The sequence below is a fragment of the Paradesulfitobacterium ferrireducens genome (assembly GCF_017310645.1).
GTDB lineage: Bacteria > Bacillota > Desulfitobacteriia > Desulfitobacteriales > Desulfitobacteriaceae > Paradesulfitobacterium > Paradesulfitobacterium ferrireducens.
This window is the reverse complement of sequence record NZ_JAFLRH010000016.1, coordinates 1-17,802: the sequence shown is the minus strand read 5'-3', so window position 1 is coordinate 17,802 and position 17,802 is coordinate 1. Positions and strand designations below refer to the sequence as shown.

Here is a 17,802-nt window from a genome sequence, read left to right as displayed (position 1 = left end):
CATTACGCAAAATTACGCACTATGGATTGGAGAAAATTTGACATTTTTCCAATAAAAAAAGCCCTATTTTCAAGGCTTGTAGAGATTTTTATATAAGCGCAAGTGTCAAAGACCCGAGTCGACTTAAATCATTCGATCTTTTATATCACATGGTAACGGTAGAAGGTTTGTCACTTTCTTAAAAATTCAGTATAATATAGCTTACTACCGGGGGGTATTGTATTAGCTAATCAGAAAGTATAAATCTGAGGGCGCATAAGTGCAACTAAGGCTTCCGCCTGCGCCTAGAGGCTTGCCGCAAGCCAAGTTTTCTTTAGAAAAAATAAAGGGGAGAGAGAATTTGTTGGCAATTGAGTTAGCGCATCAGTTAGCCCGGGCTCTGCAGGAATCCGAAGAGTACCGCCGGTTTATCGCTGCCAAAGATAAGGTGCGGACGGATGAAAAAAATTATAAAATGGTAAAAAATTTTCAACTCAAGCAATGGGAGATTCAGCAAGCCCAGCTTTTGCAACATGAAGTGGGGTTTGACAAACAGCAGGAACTTGAAAGCCTCTACAGCCTTTTGAGTATAAACCCGAATTCCCGCGTTTATTTACAAGCCGAATTTGAAATATCGCGTTTGATCAATGATGTGCAGAAGATTATCGGGGAAGCGGTAAAAGATGCTCTCCCCTTGGGCTTTGAGGAGAATGGCGTATGAATGTATCCATTGGGCTTGCCTTTCTAGGAGGGTTGGTGTCATTCTTTTCCCCCTGTGTCCTGCCGGTCGTTCCGGCTTATTTTTCATTTTTGGTCGGAACTTCAATCGATGGTCAGATTTCACGCCGCGTGCTGATCATACGCTCGCTCTTTTTTGTTCTCGGATTCTCTGCGATTTTTGTGCTTTTAGGAGTTTCGGCCAGTGCAGCCGGACAACTGATTGGGGATGGCTGTCCCTTTTCTCCTCTTTGCTCTGCTCGCAGAAAAGGCCGTGGTCGATTGGTTGCTTAAGTTCCATAAAGTAAAAACAATGGTGAGGAGGATGGTGAGATGGTGAAGATTGGGATGGTGTGTTACCCGACTTACGGCGGCAGCGGAGTAGTGGCGGCGGAGTTGGGTTATATTTTGGGCGAGCGGGGGCATCAGGTTCATTTTATATCCTCGGCCCGCCCTTTTCGCTTGTATAAATATCACCGCAACTTGTTTTTTCACGAGGTGGAAGATGTCAGCTACCCGTTATTTAAGTATCCTCCCTATACCTTGCTCTTGGCCAATAAAATTGTGGAAGTGACGCGGCAGGTCGGGCTGGAGCTGATTCATGTGCACTACGCCATTCCGCACACCATCAGTGCCTATTTAGCCAAGCAAATGCTGGATGAAGCCATTCCTTTGGTCACAACGCTTCACGGGACGGATATCACCCTGGTGGGAGCATATGAGGAATTCTACCGCTTGACCAGGATGGCACTCAAGGTGAGTGACGGGCTGACTGCAGTCTCGCACTCACTGGCTGCGGATACGGAGACAATCTTTGGCCCGCTCTCTTGCGGGATCGAGGTGGTTCCGAATTTTGTGGATCCGCTGGTTTATTTTCCCCGCCCGAAAAACGATACGGAACGGGAAAGTTTCGCTCCGGCAGGGGAAAAGCTCATCACGCATATATCCAACTTTCGTGAAGTAAAACATGTGCCGGATGTCATCCGGATTTTTGAACGGGTGCAGCGGCAAATTCCCTGCAGGCTTTTACTTGTCGGGGATGGGCCGGAAATGGGTAAGGTGGAACGGGAGGTAGCAAAACGCGGGCTGAAAGCACGGGTTCTATTTTTAGGCAAACAGGAAAACGTAGGGGAAATTTTACAGATGAGCGATGTGTTTCTTCTGCCCTCCGCCCAAGAAAGCTTTGGCCTGGCAGCCTTGGAGGCTATGGCCTGCGGGGTTCCGGTGGTGGCCAGCAGGGTGGGCGGCCTGCCTGAAGTGGTGAAAGAGAGGGAGACGGGATTTTTGCTTCCTGCGGGGGATGTGGAGGGGATGAGCGCGGCAGTGGTACGCTTGCTCCGTGAACCGGAGCTGTATGAGCGGATGTCGGCAGCCGCAGCGGCCATGGCCTTGCAGGAATTTCCCCCGGAGCGGGCGGCCAAGGCTTATGAAAAAGTATATGAGGAAGCAAGTAAGCGGGTAACTAATGTAAAATAGGATTTTTTATAAATAACAAGGAAAATACTCGAAAAAGTCGTATTTAGTATTATGAAGAAACTGATTCAGACGGATTTTAGTTGTGTGATAGATATTTGAGGGGATGGGTGAAACAGATGGCGCGCATGACGTTGGAGGAATTTGAGAAGGCGCTGGAGGGAACAGGCTATATTACGGAGCAGCAGGACCGGATTGCAGTGACTGCATTCTTGGCGGTTCAGTTGGAAAAGCCGTTGCTGGTGACCGGACCACCTGGAGTAGGGAAAACGGAAATTGCCAAGGTGCTGAGCCAGGTTTTTGATACGCCTCTGATCCGGCTTCAGTGTTATGAAGGCTTGGATGAAACCAGGGCGTTGTATGAATGGAACTATCAGCGGCAGCTGCTCAAGATACAGATGCAGCGTGAGAGCCTGGGGGAAGAGGATTTGTTTTCCGAGGCCTATTTGCTGGAGCGGCCTCTGCTCAAGGCGCTTAAAACCGAGGAGCGTTCCGTCCTCTTAATTGATGAGATTGATAAAACGGATTCTGAGTTTGAAGCTTTTCTCTTTGAATTTTTAGGAGAGTTTCAGGTGACGATACCGGAAATGGGTACGGTGAGGGCGAAAAAACGCCCCATTGTGATTCTGACGTCCAATGGGGAACGGGAATTGTCGGATGGCCTTAAACGCCGCTGTGTGTTCCTGCATGTAGAAGCTCCTACCGTAGATAAGGAAGTGCGGATCATCCGGGCTAAGGTGCCGGAGCTCCCGGAACGGTTAGCTTACCAAGTAGCCCGTGCCGTGGGAGTGCTCAGGGAAAAGCTGAATCTCCACAAAATCCCTTCGATTGCAGAAACTCTGGATTGGGCTAAGGCCTTGCTGGTCATGGGTAAAACGGACTTAGATCCTGCCTGGGTGGATGCGACCTTAACTCTGCTTTTGAAAAGTCAGGAGGACGTGGAAATATTTTACCGCGAGCTGGGGGCGGAACGCCTTCTGTGGGAACTTAAGCCCCCCCGGGGAGACGGGCAGCATCATGCGCACGGGAAGTGAGCTTGACCGTCATCTGATAGAATTTGCCCAGTTGCTGCGCAGCCTTGGGCTTAGAGTCAGTGCTTCGGAAATTCTGGATGCAATGCAAGGGTTGCTGCTGGTCGGGCTTGAGGACAAGGAGCGGGTAGAGGCAGTGCTGCAAGCGACCTTGGTCAAGGATCCGAATCACATCCCCTGGTTCCAAGAGGCTTTTCGCGCCTATTTTGCCCCTCCGGAGCACAAGCAGGCCTGGGAAGCCGAGGCGGCCAAGCGGAGCTCAGAACACCGGGCAAAGCTGGAGCAGAGCCGGCAAGAGCTTCAATTTCAAGGGCGTGAACTGGATATTCCGGAGGAGCAGCGGCTGATTTATGCTCAATTGCCGCCGGAAGAACAGGAACGCATGCGCAAGTTTCTGGAGCGATCGTCTGAGGGCATGAAACTGGGAGTGCCGCTGGACCAAAGTTTTCAGCCGATCGTGGAGCGGGCGATTCGCGGGTCGCTTGATTATTGGCGGCGCAGGCTGGAAGAGGAAGGGGCCTTGCTCCCGCCCGGGTCAGCCGACGGAGTCACTTCAGAAGTAGAAAAAGCCATGCGGGAACGAGAAATTCAACTGCTGGCCCGCGATCTAAAGCAGATCCCGGCAGAAGAATGGCCTCAGGTGATTAAGCTGATTCGACGCCTCTCTCAGCGCCTGGCCAGTCAGGTGTCCAGGCGTTATCGCGCGGCCCGCCGGCGCGGTGGGGTGGATATGCGCCGGACCTTAAGGCAAAACCTGCGCTATGGGGGAACCTTGATTGAGCGCCGTTATAAAAGCAGGCATACTAGCCGGCCTAAGTTTGTCCTCCTGTGCGATATGTCAGCATCCATGCTAAAGTACACGGAGTTTGTGCTCCAATTTATCTATGGACTCTCTTCGGTGGCCAGCGGGATTGAAATCTTTGCCTTTGCTGACCACGTGGTGCGTCTCACGGATAAAATCCATAAAGGACAGGCATTCTCGGAGATGGTAGCGGAAGCTATGCCCCGGACGGGCAGCCAGTGGGGCGGCGGGACCAATATGGCGGTTTCCCTGAGCGAGCTGATCGAGCAATTTCCGGAGGTCCTAAATAAACGTACGGTCTTGCTGATTCTGAGTGACGCCCAGACCTTAGAAGGGGAGAAGGCAGCTGCTTTGATGGGGAAGGCGCGTCGCTTGGTGCGGGAGATTCTGTGGCTGAACACGGTGCCGGCGAAACGCTGGCAAGAGGTTCCGGCCATCAAGATGTTTGAGCCTCACTGCCGGATGTATGAATGTTATACCTTAGGCCATTTGACCAACATTTTGAATGAGCAGCTTTAACACTGAACTAACCCGCCCTAAGTCCAGTATGGACTCGACTAACATTCAGTGGGGTTGAATCCATCCTTCAGCGCAATAGCGTAAGTTAGGGGCTAAGCGCTTTCGGCAAAAGTGTCCACAGGACACTTTCGTCTCTGAATGAAGTCTCGTTCAAGGTTTAATTTAAGCGTGTTCTGAGAATAATATAAGTAAAGCAGCTTTGTTCACAATGACACAAATAGGAGGTAAAGACCGTGCTCGAGAAGTGTCGTTCTTGTGGCTTAGAACACGAAGATTTAGCCAAAGTATTATTCAAGCGGAATCATGTCAGTAACCGGGTTTTGCCGTACTGTGCCCAGTGCATGCGGCGTCTGTACCAGGTTCCGTATCGGCCGGATAGAGAAGTATAACTGCAGACAGTACTACTGAAAAATCTTAACCAGGCAAGGGAGCTTGCCCGACATAAAGGAATATTCTTTAAGTTAATGGACAAGATAACTAATTTAAACTTGCCTTTTTCCTCCTGCTTTGGTATAGTGACTTTGAAAAAAGGGGAGAAAGGGGAGTTTGCAAATGGCTTTTGTAATTTCAGCCGAATGCATCGCTTGCGGAGCTTGTGCTTCCGAGTGCCCGGCATCTGCTATCAGCGAGGGCGATGAAAGATATGTAATTGACGCCGATGCTTGCACCGAATGCGGCAATTGCGCAGAAGTTTGCCCTGTTGGCGCACCTGCTAAAGGTTAATTTACTTAGCTTCAATTTCTTAAGGGAGAGGTAACTCTCCCTTTTCTCATTCCTTGAATCTTTTAAAGATTGACAAGAGATTCTTTTAGTTTTAGAATTATATAGAAATAAAAGTAATTATAAATAATACGAATAACGAACATCGATCGGGGGGTTGATGGCAGTGGATGCGATAGATATTCTTAGAAAATTAAAAAATAAGGGAGTACGTTTTACACCACAGCGGCAGGCTATTTTAGAATTTCTGCTGTCTACAAAGAGTCATCCGACCGCAGAAGAAATTTATCAGCATGTGAGGGCTAAGTTTCCCGGAGTTAGCCTGGGCACAATCTACAATACCCTTAATATGTTGAAAGAACATGGACATATCCTGGAACTATCCTATGGCGATATGTCCAGCCGTTTTGACGGAAACCCCGATAATCATTATCACCTCGTCTGTTCGAAGTGCGGTAAAGTAGTGGATTTTCACCGGCCGTTGCTTGACGTAAACCACGAAGCGGAGGAAATGTCTGGCTTTAGAGTCTTGGGACATAGAATGGAATTTTACGGAGTGTGCCCTGAATGCCGAAAAGATGAGATGAATTAGGAACCTATACTTTAAACTTCTTAACCATAAGCTCCAGTTCATTAGCCGTTTTACTCAATTCCCTAACGGAAGAATGGATTTCCTCCATAGAAGCCAGTTGTTCCTCTGCGGCAGCCGATACATTCTGTGTTCCGGCTGCCGTTTCTGTCGCTACTTGTCCTATCATGTTCGTGGAATCGATGATTCGTTCAGTTTTGTCGGATACGTGCCTGACTTCCTTGGAGACCCCCTGAATCTGCTCAGCAACATTGGCTACTGAGCTTTTGATCTTGGTAAATGCGGTCCCTGCGTCATTAGCCACGTTCAGGCCTTTCCCGACCATTGAAGTCATGCTTGTTGTTCCGGCAACCGTATTTCGGGTTTCCGTTTGAATCGCTTGGACCAATTGCTTAATTTGCATAGTAGAATCAGCGGATTGTTCGGCGAGCTTTCGTACTTCTTCAGCTACCACGGCAAAGCCGCGTCCATACTCACCTGCTCTGGCTGCCTCAATGGCTGCGTTTAATGCCAGCAAATTGGTTTGTTCGGCGATTCCGGTGATTACAGTCACGATTTGGTCAATTTCCTGAGAGCTTTCTCCCAATCCTTTAACTGTTTCCGCCAAACCACTGACGGTGTCGTTAACCTGGTGCATTTGGCTAATCACTGTTTGGATTAGATCTTCTCCGGAATGAGCGGTTTCTAAGGCTTCATTGGCAGCGGAGGCGGCATTTTCGGCATTCGCGGCAATTTGTTTGACACTATATGAAATATCATGGAACAGATGAGAATTTTCTTCCACCACTTTAACTTGGTGCTCCGAGCCTGTGGCTACCTCTTGAATGGTCAAAGTTATCTGTTCGCTGGCTTTGCTGGTCTGTTCAGCGCTTTGGCCTAAATCGCCTGAAGATTGAACAAGATAGGCGGAAGCGCTCGAAATCCCTGCGATCATGTTTTTTAAGTTGTCCACCATGGTCAATAAAGCCTGCCCTAAGGCAGAGATTTCATCCTTACTGCGGAAATGGGCTTGCTGAAGGCGCAGATCCCCTGCCGCTACTTGATTGGCTGTACCGGCCAGTGCAGCTAGGGATTTGGTGATGTTTCTGATCATACGCCATCCAAGGATGGCTACCAGCAGAATAATAACGCCGATAATAAGAGAGAGTTTAAGCGTTAACTGTTGATTATCTTGCTGCAGGACATTAATTGTAGAACGAGCATAGCCATCCAGCAGGTCTTCCATGTCGTTTAAGTTATCTCTGGCCGACTCAAAATTTGTTTCTATTTCCAGCGCTTTTTTGTTCAGATTTTCCCGTTCGTTGACAGGGACATGAGGCAAAGAATCGATCAGGCCATTTGACTCAGTTTCCCACGCACCGAAAAGAAGATTAAAGTTCTCAATATCCTGAAACACCGTTTTACTCGAATCTGGATTCTGCACCTTATCGAATATTGTCTTGTTAGTAAGGAAAATGTCCTTTGCCTTTGCGATGCGCTCCTTCACCTGATCAATGTTTTCCTTATAGCTTTTAACTTGGTCCGCAAAGTCTCCGGACTCCGGATCAGATACTAACAGGGTGCGCTGGGCCGTTACTGCCTGGTACAGATCACGATCCGCATTCAGAATCAAAACCGCGGAACTATAGGCATCGGAGTAAATGGCTTGGATTAATTGGTTGGACTTAGTCTCGAGGTTGTAAAAAAGTATAAGATTGGTCAGAACCAGCGCAATTAGGGGAATGATGAGTAACGCCATGAGTTTGGTGCTAAGGCGATGCCGAAGTTTAATCAAGTTTACCGACTCCCTTCATAATCACTTAGCTTTTTTGACAGAGGAAAATAGTTGAAAAACCGAGAAACTTGGTATACCGTGAATTATCTGATAATTCTATTCGGACGATAGTTTTTCCTGCAAGCTCAAAGGGTTTTAGCCCCCGGGCCGCGAATATTTTGAACATTGGTAGGATGAAAGCGATGCAGAAGGGGTTAGACCGGTATGCTCGATCGGCGTGTGATTGCATTAATTCTGATGCTTTGTTTAGGAATCGGCTTGCTCTGGTGGAACTGGAAGGCCCCGGCGGGGGTACCCCTTCAGGCAGGGCAGCCCATGACCAGCAGCCAACGTTATTACCAGGATTTAGGCGGAATTTGGAGTAGTTTTTCCTCCTTGCGCCAGGCCTGGACCGAAATGAGTGCTGCCGGCAAAAAACCAAACGGACAGCTTATGCTCCCGGCAAGCCAGGAGTTCAAGGTGGCTGCCCGAAGCTTTAGGCTCAGTCCGGAGTGGAGCGCACGTACGATGCTTCTGGTGCTGGACGGAGTTGAGGGAGAAGCTGAGGTTTATTTAAACGGGGCGGATAATGCCCATCTGGTTGGAACAATCGCCGGGAGCGGCGGACAGGATGTGCTGGAGATTCCGCCGGCGGCTTTTCGCTATGAAGAAGATAATATATTACTGATCCGGTTAAGCAAAACCAGGGATACTGCCTTGTTTAGTGTGCCCGGTTTCGAAGGAGGCAGGGTGCTCGGCAAAGTGTATCTTGAAGGGGTCACTGAGAGCAGCCTTGAGCTCGTGAATCTTAATGTGGCCTGGGAAGGAACTACTGCCAAGGTAAGTCTGGAAACTGCGGTCAAGCATCATAGTTTTATGGAGCAAGGGCCATGGACAGTAAGGGCAGTTGTTTCCGATGGCTCGGCCTTAGTTGCGGAACAGGAGTTAGTCCTCCAGGGTGACAATAGCAGGGAGCAGGCGGCCAACTTGGTGCTGCAGATACCTGAGGCGCGTCTTTGGAGCCCAGGTGCCCCTTTTCTTTATCAAGTGTACTTGACGGTTGCCAACAATAAAGGAGACCGGGATGATCTGGCCTTTCCCTTGGGACTCCGTTCCCTGGTGATGGCGGAAGGAAAGTGGCAGTTAAACGGGGAGGGGCTGGATATACATGGAGTTGAAATCTCTCCGGAGGAACAGTTCTTAATCCGGAGCACCGGACAAATTGAAACCTGGCTTAGTGAGAAAAAGGAGCAGGGAGTTCAGGTGGTGTATTTTAACGGGCCGGTTCCGGACGAGATGTGGCTGCAGGCTGCCGACAGGATCGGAATCGGGATATGGGGAGAATGGCCTGCCGCTTTAAGGCCAGTTGAACGTTTGCCGGAATTCGCAGCAATGCGTCCGCTCTTGACGATGGGAGCGCTTCATCCGTCGCTCTGGGCCTGGACTGTGGGCAAAGGCTTAGATGTACGGGCAGACCCAAAGGTTAAGGCTTACTTGCACCAAGCGGATCAAGAAACAAAAACAAGCCTGGCTTTTTATTTAAGAAAAGAGGGCGCAGATTTACAGGGCTTTCCTCAAGAGCGTTCCCCTGAGCTCAAAGCCGGAAAAATCCAGGGCCCCTGGGGGGAGGTTGTGCTCGGAACCAGGAAGGAACAAGGAGCGCGCTGGCCTGATGCCCCGGTGGCTGCTGCTGGGTGGGCAGGACTGGCCTCGGTGGTTTGGCTTTTCAATGTACGGGCCGTTCAGTGGCGTTATAAGGAAATCGGAGAGAAAAAACCAAAACGGCGCTTGCGCAACGCCTGGTTCTGGCATGGCGCAGCGGTGCTGGTACGGATGGGAACTTTGGCCGGAATAATTACTGACCTTGGGTACCGGCTTCCCTCTGACCTGGGACCTTGGTTTCCAAACTCCTGGCCGCTCTTAAATCTGATCCAAGCTCAGTCTCCCTGGTTATGGTGGGCTGTGCTGACCGGAATATTTACTCTCCTGCGTTTAATCCAGGTCGGGATTGTTGCCCCTTATCTGCCCGGATCCCCTCACCCGCTGGGGCTGGTCTTCTGGCTTGAGCGGCGCTATCGCTGGAATGTCGCGGCGGCCCTTATTTGGGCTTTAGCCCCTTTAGGAATCCCCTTGTTATTTGCCCTGGGAGCCTATATAATTTTTAGCATCATCTTAACTCCCTGGCGGGTTTCCGACATCCGCCGGGCAGGAGGGCGCTACAAACCTTTTTTCCTGGTTCCGGGAATCGCGGGATTGGTACTTTTAGGGGTGGTTCTTTATTGGGGAAAAGATCTCGTGTTTCTGGTTAGATTCCTGCTGATGGCATGAGGGTTTAGTCAGGTATTCAGAATTCAGTACTCGATTAGTACTCAGAATTCAGGAGTCAGTACTCAGTAGCTTGTTGGTATTCCTTAAAGGTGAGGGTCTAACGCTAAAAATTATTCTGCCCTGTAACATGCCGGCAAGCTACCTTGCCCGCATCCTCCGCCGCAAAAGCATTTCTTTACGGTTTGCGGCTACGGCGTTAGTCTGCACTGCAGACTAACGTACCACGCGCCGGAGCTGCTCGCTTGTCGACTCGCTACCGCGCCAAACCTTTGGGTAATACCTGGAGTGAACCGTGGCGCGGCTTCACGCTTCGTCGACTGCGCTCACGACGCTCCTCTGCTCTACGGTTCGCTCCGCAAGGTAGCTTGCCTGTTACATTCATCAGTGGTGCTGCGTAGCAGCATGGAAGTCTGACTTCTGACTTCTGACTCCTGCTATAAGATGAGTAGGATTAAGAAAATCGTTCAAACTATGATGTGAGGTGGAAAGCTTGGATCAGTTTAAGACTTTTTATCCGCAAATGATGGCGACCGGAGTCGGGAGCCTGCCTTATACCGGGGCCGATCAGGCTTTGAAACTTATCTGGGATAGTGTACCGGAGGCTCCTCACTGGCCCCAGCTGCCCCGGCAAGGGGCCGAAAGCTCCTTTATTGGGCAGTATCTCAAAGCCTTAATTGAAACCGGGATCATCGGGGATTATGAGCAGCCGCGTTTTCAAGTGGAGGAAGCAGACTGGACGGAGCGGATGGCGGAATTTTATCAGCTTTATTTAGAGGCTGAAGAAGGAAGCCGGGCTGCCTTGGACAGGTTTGCCTTCGGAGCCCAGGGTGGAGAAGGTTTTGAGGCCTTCTGTTCGGATTTGGCAAAACACGGAACCCGGGAAGCAGTTCTTCTGAAAGGGCAATTGAGCGGGCCGCTTACGTTGGGGTTGCAAATCACGGATAAAAACCGGCGCTCCAGTTATTATGACGAAACGCAGCGCGAGATGCTGGTAAAAGCCTTGGCGCTTCACGCAGAGTGGCAGACCAGACGCTTAAGGGAATTTGGATTACCGGTGTTGATGACAATTGATGATCCCGGTCTCTATGCCTTCGGGGCTTCTACTCATGTCACCCTGGAACGGGACACAATCATTGCCGACTTAAACAGTATTGCCGCGAAAATACAGGCTGCGGGGGGAATTCCGGCCATCCACGTATGTGCCGGTATGGATTGGACCTTAATTTTTGATTCCAATATTCAAGTGCTTAATTTTGATGCTTATGAATATATGACTAGTATGCTGGTTTTGGCTGAACCCCTTAAGCGTTACTTGGAACGGGGAGGGGTTGTGTCCTGGGGCATTGTGCCCACTCAGGAGAAGGTATGGCAGGAAAGTGCAGACAGTTTGCGCCAGAGACTGGAGGATGGTTTGGCCCAGCTGATTCATAAGGGAGTGGATGCGACGCTATTGCGCCGCCAAAGCATGCTGACCCCGAGCTGCGGCACTGGAACCCTTAAGCAAGAAACGGCGGAACGGGTGTATCAGGTGCTGGGAGAATTAAGCGAGGTTTTGCGGGAAAAAGGGTTGCCTGTCTTTTCCTTATGATTTATAATTAAAATAAAACCGAGTATTTTACTTAGGTATTTTCAAATAGGAAAAGGGGGATTTTACATGATTACCAAAGATATGACGGTCGGTCAGGTTCTGCGTCTCTATCCGCAAACCGTTCAGATTTTCCTTGAATTAGGCATGCATTGCTTAGGCTGCCCTTCATCCACCATGGAAAGCATCGAGGGAGCAGCGATTACCCATGGCCGCAATGTCGATAGCTTAATTGAACAGCTCAATAATGCGATCGAGACGGCGGGTAAAGCCAATTAACCAGTCAAGACAGCAGCATAAGGCCCATAAGCTATCCCTCAGTGGGGATAGCTTTTTGCTGCACCAATCAGAGAGTATAAATTTCTGGTAGCATAAGTGCAACTAAACAAGTGCGTTAGTCCTTTCGGACTAACGTGGCGCGAGCCGAGTTTTCTTTACTTGCGATAGCTTGTAAAATATAGGGAAATACTATCGTTTATGGAATGGCAACCCTTGAAAGTTATACCAATAAAATAGGAAAATATCCGAAAGGGGCTTTTGAAACATGGAGCAATTTCAGGTTGGAATTCTAGGGGGCGGCCCGGGAGGATATGTGTGCGCGTTAAGGGCAGCCCAGCTGGGATTATCGGTGGTACTGGTTGAAGGAGACCGTTTAGGGGGAACCTGCCTCAACCGCGGCTGTATCCCGACTAAGGCTTTAGTCAAGAGCGCGGACTTATGGCGGGAAATGAAACGGGCCGAGGAATTTGGGATGAGCGCGGGAGAGATGAGCCTTAACTTTGCCAAGGTGATGGAACGCAAAGATCAGGTTGTAGATACGCTGGTGAGCGGGGTTGAACAATTGATGAAGGCGGCCGGTGTCACGGTCGTCTCCGGCTGGGGAGAGTTTAAAGAGCCCGGCTTTTTAGAGGTTACAACAGCTGCGGGTACGGAAAAAATCGCTGTTGAGAATGTAATCCTGGCGACCGGATCGGTACCTTCCCGCCTGCCGGTTCCGGGGGCAGATCTTCCCGGGGTTTTGACCAGTGATGAAATACTCTCCGAAACGGAATTGCCGCAAAGTCTGGTCGTCATCGGCGGGGGAGTAATCGGACTGGAGTTTGCCAATATTTATCAAACCTTTGGCGTTAAAGTGACCGTGATCGAAATGCTTCCGACCTTGCTTGGCAATATCGATGAGGAGATTCCCAAGCGCATGACCCCCATTCTTAAAAAAGCCGGTCTTGAGATTATGACCAAAACCGCTTTGAAAGAGATTCGCCGGGAAAATCACTCCTTTACCGTAAGGGTAGAAGATGCGAAAGGAACCGCTAAGGAAATCACGGCAGACAAGGTGCTCATTGCCGCCGGACGGAAAGCGAATTTGCGAGGGATTGACGTCGAGGGCTTGGGGCTTAAGACCGAGCGCGGTGTCATTGTTGTGAATTCGCGGATGGAGACTAATCTTCCCCACGTGTATGCGATTGGGGATGCGGTCGGGGGGGTTATGCTGGCCCATGTCGCTTCCAGCGAAGGCATGGTCGCCGCAGAAAATATCGCCGGGCATCCGAGCGAGATGAAGTACAATGCCATTCCCAGCGCCATCTTTACCCATCCTGAGATTGCCGCGGTCGGTAAAACAGAGCAGGAATTAAAACTTGAAGGGGTCCCGTATCAAGTCAGCAAGTTTCCTTTTTCGGCCAATGGCAAGGCCTTATCTTTGGGAGAAACCGTCGGGACGGTCAAGATTCTGGCCGATGATAAAGGAGTGGTCATCGGGGGCGCGATCATGGGGCCGCAGGCGAGCAGCCTGATCCAAGAACTGGTCGTGGCCGTGGCTAAAGGAATCAAGGCTGAGGAAATCGCTCATATGGTGCATGCCCATCCCACTTTGCCGGAAGCGGTCATGGAGGCTGCCCACGGCATCGGTGGTAAACCGCTGCACCTGGCATAAGCAGGAACTGGCCGCGGTATCGGCAAGGCAACCTGCCGGAGAATACCGGTTTTAGGGAAAAGAGTCTTAGGACTTTTTTCCCTTTTTCATTTTTTTTAAGAAAAAAATTATTAGTTAGCAGGAAATCCCACTTCAGTGGAGAATAAGTGGGGTAAAGTGGGGCAAAGTGGGGCCAATAGGATGTTAGGTGGTGCAGGACCGTGTTCATGGGGGAATACCTCCATACAATTGACGGGAAAGGGCGGCTGATTATGCCTGCCAAATTCCGGGAAGCCTTGGGCGAGAAATTTATCGCGACCAAAGGCTTGGATCACTGTCTCTTTGTCTACCCACCGGCTGAATGGACTGTCTTGGAACAAAAGCTTAAAGCTTTGCCTTTTACCCAGCCTGATGTCAGGGCCTTTGTCCGCTTCTTCTTTTCCGGGGCAACGGAATGCGAAGTCGACAAGCAGGGACGGATTTTACTACCTGCCAATTTGCGTGAATATGCACAATTGGAGAAAGATGTGGTGCTGGTAGGGGTATCGACCAGAGTGGAGATTTGGAGTCAGGCACTTTGGGCAAACTACTCTAGCCAGGCTGAAGCGCTTTATACCAGTGCTGCCGAATCCCTGGTCAACCTCGGAATTTAACACGGAATTCAAGAAGGGACGATTTCTTTGGAATTCAAACACGTAACGGTGCTGCTGGAAGAAAGCATTGACCATCTGCTGACAGATCCTGACGGAACGTATGTCGACTGTACTTTAGGCGGGGCCGGGCATAGCCGCCTGCTTCTAAAGAGGCTGGGGCCGGGTGGAAAGTTAATTGCCTTCGATCAAGATCCGGCGGCGGTAAAACATGCCCAGGCTCTGTTTGCCCAGGACCAAAGAGTGCAAATTATTAACCGCAATTTCGTTTATCTGGAAGAGACGTTAAAGGAACTGGATGTGTTGCCGGTCAAGGGAATCCTGTTTGACTTGGGAGTTTCATCCCCGCAGCTGGACGAGGCTGAGCGCGGGTTCAGCTATATGCAGGATGCTCCGCTTGATATGCGGATGAATTCGGCCCAGGCTTTGAGTGCAGAGGAGATTGTCAATGAGTGGAGCGCTCAGGAGCTTGAACGCATCATCCGGGAATATGGTGAGGAAAGATGGGCTCGCCGAATATCGGATTTTATCGTGAACCGGCGTGCCCACTCGCGAATAGAAAGTACGGGAGAGTTGGTGGAAGTGATAAAGAACGCCATTCCGGCTGCTGCGAGGCGGGAAGGGCCTCATCCAGCCAAAAGGACTTTTCAGGCTCTCAGGATTGCGGTCAATGATGAGTTGGGCGTGCTCGACCGGACCTTGGATCAGGCTTTGAATTGCCTGGATGCCGGAGGACGGGTGGGAGTGATTACTTTCCATTCTCTTGAAGACCGCCTGGTCAAGCAGCGGATGCAATCCTGGCTCGGACGGTGCATCTGCCCTCCGGATTTTCCGGTCTGCCGCTGCGGTGCCGAAGCCAAAGCCCGCTTAGTTTCGCGAAAGCCGATCCTGCCTTCGGCAGAGGAAGTTGATTATAACCCGCGCGCGCGCAGCGCTAAGCTCAGGGTCGCCGAGAAATTGTGACTAACTGGAAGTCTAAACGTTTAGGAGGGGGAATACCTTTGATAGTGGCGCAGGAAAAAATCCAATGGCAAGAATCGTTAGAGAACTTACCCCGGAAACGGAAGCTCTCCCCCAAGAAGAAAAACCCCCATATCCTGAAATGGGCGTTAATCTTAGTGCTGGTCACGGCGGTGGCGGGTTCAATCGGAGCGTTGACCGTTCAGCTCACAGTTGCAAAAGGAGCGCAAGTGCGGGCATTGGAAAAGGAGATTACCGGACTCAAGGTGCACAATGATCTCCTTCAGCTGGAAGTGGATAAACTGCGCTCGGTGAGCCGCATTGAAAGCGCCGCCTTGGCGATGGGGATGGAGAAGCCGGCTGGAACGGTGTATGTCTCCGGAAATTTACCTGCGGTCAAGAATGATAGCGGGGCCCAAGCTGCTCAAAATGCCGCCGATTCTCCTCCGGCTAAAACTTCAGCCCTCAAACAAGCTTCTCGGCTTTTTACGGGCTTTTTCGCTTCAACTCAGCGTTAGAAGAGAGGCGTTTTGTGTACGCTAGCCCTGGCAGCAGGGGGGGGACGGATGAGTCCGTTCGTATTAATGCGTAAGCGAATCGCCTTTCTTTTTTTCTGTGTCAGTGCCTTCTTGCTGGTGCTGATTGTCCGGTTGGCGGTGGTCCAGCTGGGACAAGGGCCTTTCTTAAGTGACATAGCCGATGATTATCATTTCCGGGGGGTGCCGGTCGCGCCCAAGCGCGGCAACATCGAGGACCGCAACGGCAGCATGCTGGCGATGAGTGTGAGCAGTGAAACGGTGTATGCGGTCCCGGCGGAAGTGCGCCAGTCGGGGCGGACCCGGGAAATCGCGGACACCCTGGCTCAGATTCTGAACAAACCGGCTGCGGACATCGAACAAAGAATCACCAAACGTTCGGCCCTGGAATATGTACAGAAACGGGTGACCCCGGAAGTGGCGGCTCAGGTACGCGCCTTAAAACTGCCGGGAATTGGAACGACGGAAGACAGCCAGAGATATTATCCCAACGGCAGCCTAGCTGCCCATATTATCGGTTTTGCCGGAATTGACAACCAGGGCCTTGAGGGAATAGAGTTAACCAGGGATGAAGCCATGAGGGGAACACCCGGGAGCATCCTGAGGGAATTCGGGGCCAACGGGATTCAGCTGCCGGAAGCAGAACAGCTCTACCTCGCACCCAAGCAGGGAAATACGGTGCGCCTGACCATCGATAAAAATATCCAGGCCTTTGCTGAGCGGGAGCTGCAAAAAATTATGACCGGCCAGGGGACCAACATGAACGGGCAGATTCCCAAGAGCGCCTCAATTCTGGTCATGGATCCGAACACCGGGGAAATGCTGGCTTTGGCAACCTTGCCGACTTTTGACCCGAATAATTACCAGGAATTCGATATGAGCACCCGGCGCAACATTGCCATTCAAAACGGGTATGAACCGGGTTCCACTTTCAAAATTATTACTTTGGCTGCAGCCCTGGAAGAAAAGAAAATTAGACCGGAGGAGCATTTCTTTGACCGCGGCTTTTATACCGTCCTGGGCAAGAATGTGCGCTGCTGGAAGGCCGGGGGGCATGGAGACCAGAGCTTCATCCAGGTGGCGGAGAATTCCTGCAACCCGGGATTTATCGAGATGGGTCAGCGCCTGGGGATGGATAAGTTTTATAAGTATTTGAAGGACTTCGGGTTTGGCCAGAAGACCGGGATTGAGATGTCCGGAGAAGCCGTGGGCATTCTGGCCAATAAGAAGCGGGCGACGGCCCTGGACTTGGCGACCATGTCCATCGGCCAGACGAATAACGTCACGGCGATTCAGCTTTTGACGGCCGTGGCTGCTGTGGCCAACGGGGGAACCCTGATGAAGCCGCAGCTGGTTAAAGAGATTGTAAGCCCGAGCGGGGATGTGGTGGTGCCGTTTAAGAAAGAAGAGGTTCGGCGGGTCATCAGTGAAAGCACATCCAAGCTGGAACGGGAGATTTTGGAATCTGTGGTGACCAACGGCACCGGGCGCCGGGCTTTCCTGCCCGGATACCGGGTCGCAGGCAAGACCGGAACGGCGCAGAAGGTGGCCAACGGGCAATACGTGCAGGGAGAATATATCGCTTCCTTCGTGGGCTTTGCGCCTGCGGACAATCCCCGTCTGGTGGTTCTGTCCGTAATCGACGGGGTGCCGTTTTACGGCGGCGCGGTCGCCGCTCCCCCGGTGCAGGCAGTCTTATTGGATTCTCTTAAGTATCTGGGAGTCAAACCGCAGGCCGGTGCGCCCCTGACCCCGGGCAAACCCATGCCGGGCCTGGAGTTTCCGCCGGTGAAGAAGGCAGCGACCGTACCTTCTGTCCTCGGCCTGCCGGTGGCAGAAGCCCAGCAGGCTTTGACCAAGGCCGGTTTCAAGGTCTTAACCGAGGGGGAAGGCGGCTATATTCTGGATCAGATTCCGCGCGGGGAGGCAACCGTGGAAGAGGGTTCAAGCGTGCTCCTCTACCTGGGCCAGGAGGCGGGAGCTCCTGCGATGGCCAACTGGTGGGAAGAGGAAGATGAGGATATTGAAGCGATTCTCAGCATGCCCGGCCGGGTGCCGATTGAGAGCAGTCCTTTGGGGCAATAAGTCTGTGCAGGTTCTTTGATGTCTATAATACTGTAGTAGGAGACAGTAGTCAGGAGTCAGACTCCCATGCCGCTATGCGGCACCACTGATGGATGAAAATAGCCAAGGTGCATTACCCGCATCCTTCGCCGCGAAGAGATTCTCTGGTGTTGTGCGGCTTCGG

The 17,802-nt window shown here is 51.2% G+C and carries 17 protein-coding genes; 16 read left to right on the top strand and 1 reads right to left on the bottom strand.

The window, feature by feature from the left end; all coding sequences use genetic code 11:
- Window positions 1–340: 340 nt before the first annotated feature.
- The 8 genes from J0X21_RS05200 to J0X21_RS05165 all read left to right on the top strand — a co-directional run bounded on the left by J0X21_RS05200 (window position 341) and on the right by J0X21_RS05165 (window position 5,833).
- On the top strand, window positions 341–700 hold the full coding sequence (locus tag J0X21_RS05200) for a YlbF family regulator (RefSeq protein ID WP_206811133.1): 360 nt from the start codon (window positions 341–343) through the stop codon (window positions 698–700).
- A complete protein-coding gene (locus J0X21_RS05195) occupies window positions 697–990 on the top strand; it encodes a cytochrome c biogenesis CcdA family protein (protein WP_206811132.1) in 294 nt (97 codons plus the stop codon). Before J0X21_RS05200 ends, J0X21_RS05195 begins: the two co-directional genes overlap by 4 nt.
- A gap of 42 nt (window positions 991–1,032) precedes the next feature.
- Window positions 1,033–2,172, top strand: coding sequence for an N-acetyl-alpha-D-glucosaminyl L-malate synthase BshA (gene bshA / locus J0X21_RS05190; RefSeq protein ID WP_206811136.1), 1,140 nt, complete (start codon window positions 1,033–1,035; stop codon window positions 2,170–2,172).
- 116 nt (window positions 2,173–2,288) lie between these two features.
- On the top strand, window positions 2,289–3,203 hold the full coding sequence (locus J0X21_RS05185; protein ID WP_407947629.1) for an AAA family ATPase: 915 nt from the start codon (window positions 2,289–2,291) through the stop codon (window positions 3,201–3,203).
- Entirely contained in the window at window positions 3,187–4,521 is a 1,335-nt protein-coding gene (locus tag J0X21_RS05180; RefSeq protein ID WP_206811131.1) for a vWA domain-containing protein, read from the top strand. The genes J0X21_RS05185 and J0X21_RS05180 overlap by 17 nt, the downstream gene beginning before the upstream one ends.
- Window positions 4,522–4,754: 233 nt before the next feature.
- Complete coding sequence (locus tag J0X21_RS05175; RefSeq protein ID WP_206811130.1) at window positions 4,755–4,910, top strand: hypothetical protein; 156 nt, start codon at window positions 4,755–4,757, stop codon at window positions 4,908–4,910.
- Window positions 4,911–5,073: 163 nt separating this feature from the next.
- The gene (locus tag J0X21_RS05170) at window positions 5,074–5,244 is read left to right on the top strand and encodes a 4Fe-4S binding protein (protein ID WP_206811129.1); all 171 of its coding nucleotides are present in this window, start codon (window positions 5,074–5,076) and stop codon (window positions 5,242–5,244) included.
- A 163-nt stretch (window positions 5,245–5,407) separates the two neighbouring features.
- Window positions 5,408–5,833 carry a Fur family transcriptional regulator gene (locus J0X21_RS05165; RefSeq protein ID WP_328812315.1) on the top strand — a complete coding sequence of 142 codons (426 nt, stop codon included), beginning with the start codon at window positions 5,408–5,410 and terminating at the stop codon, window positions 5,831–5,833.
- A 4-nt stretch (window positions 5,834–5,837) separates the two neighbouring features.
- On the opposite strand, the gene J0X21_RS05160 is transcribed toward J0X21_RS05165, so the two are convergent.
- Entirely contained in the window at window positions 5,838–7,604 is a 1,767-nt protein-coding gene (locus tag J0X21_RS05160) for a methyl-accepting chemotaxis protein (RefSeq protein WP_206811127.1), read from the bottom strand.
- Window positions 7,605–7,808: 204 nt separating this feature from the next.
- Here J0X21_RS05160 and J0X21_RS05155 point away from each other — a divergent pair, with 204 nt between their 5' ends.
- The 8 genes from J0X21_RS05155 (at window position 7,809) to J0X21_RS05120 (ending at window position 17,639) form a co-directional block, all read left to right on the top strand.
- Window positions 7,809–9,911, top strand: a complete 2,103-nt coding sequence (locus J0X21_RS05155; RefSeq protein ID WP_206811126.1) for a glycoside hydrolase family 2 protein — start codon at window positions 7,809–7,811, stop codon at window positions 9,909–9,911.
- A gap of 520 nt (window positions 9,912–10,431) precedes the next feature.
- A complete protein-coding gene (locus J0X21_RS05150) occupies window positions 10,432–11,499 on the top strand; it encodes a methionine synthase (RefSeq protein ID WP_206811134.1) in 1,068 nt (355 codons plus the stop codon).
- Window positions 11,500–11,565: 66 nt separating this feature from the next.
- Window positions 11,566–11,775, top strand: a complete 210-nt coding sequence (locus tag J0X21_RS05145; RefSeq protein WP_206811125.1) for a DUF1858 domain-containing protein — start codon at window positions 11,566–11,568, stop codon at window positions 11,773–11,775.
- Between the two features lie 265 nt (window positions 11,776–12,040).
- Window positions 12,041–13,429 carry a dihydrolipoyl dehydrogenase gene (lpdA, locus tag J0X21_RS05140; RefSeq protein ID WP_206811124.1) on the top strand — a complete coding sequence of 463 codons (1,389 nt, stop codon included), beginning with the start codon at window positions 12,041–12,043 and terminating at the stop codon, window positions 13,427–13,429.
- A 200-nt stretch (window positions 13,430–13,629) separates the two neighbouring features.
- Window positions 13,630–14,061 carry a division/cell wall cluster transcriptional repressor MraZ gene (gene mraZ, locus J0X21_RS05135; RefSeq protein ID WP_206811123.1) on the top strand — a complete coding sequence of 144 codons (432 nt, stop codon included), beginning with the start codon at window positions 13,630–13,632 and terminating at the stop codon, window positions 14,059–14,061.
- A gap of 27 nt (window positions 14,062–14,088) precedes the next feature.
- Complete coding sequence (rsmH, locus tag J0X21_RS05130; RefSeq protein ID WP_206811122.1) at window positions 14,089–15,021, top strand: 16S rRNA (cytosine(1402)-N(4))-methyltransferase RsmH; 933 nt, start codon at window positions 14,089–14,091, stop codon at window positions 15,019–15,021.
- Between the two features lie 38 nt (window positions 15,022–15,059).
- The gene (locus J0X21_RS05125; RefSeq protein ID WP_206811121.1) at window positions 15,060–15,536 is read left to right on the top strand and encodes a septum formation initiator; all 477 of its coding nucleotides are present in this window, start codon (window positions 15,060–15,062) and stop codon (window positions 15,534–15,536) included.
- A gap of 48 nt (window positions 15,537–15,584) precedes the next feature.
- A complete protein-coding gene (locus J0X21_RS05120; RefSeq protein WP_206811120.1) occupies window positions 15,585–17,639 on the top strand; it encodes a penicillin-binding transpeptidase domain-containing protein in 2,055 nt (684 codons plus the stop codon).
- The last annotated feature ends 163 nt before the right edge of the window (window positions 17,640–17,802 follow it).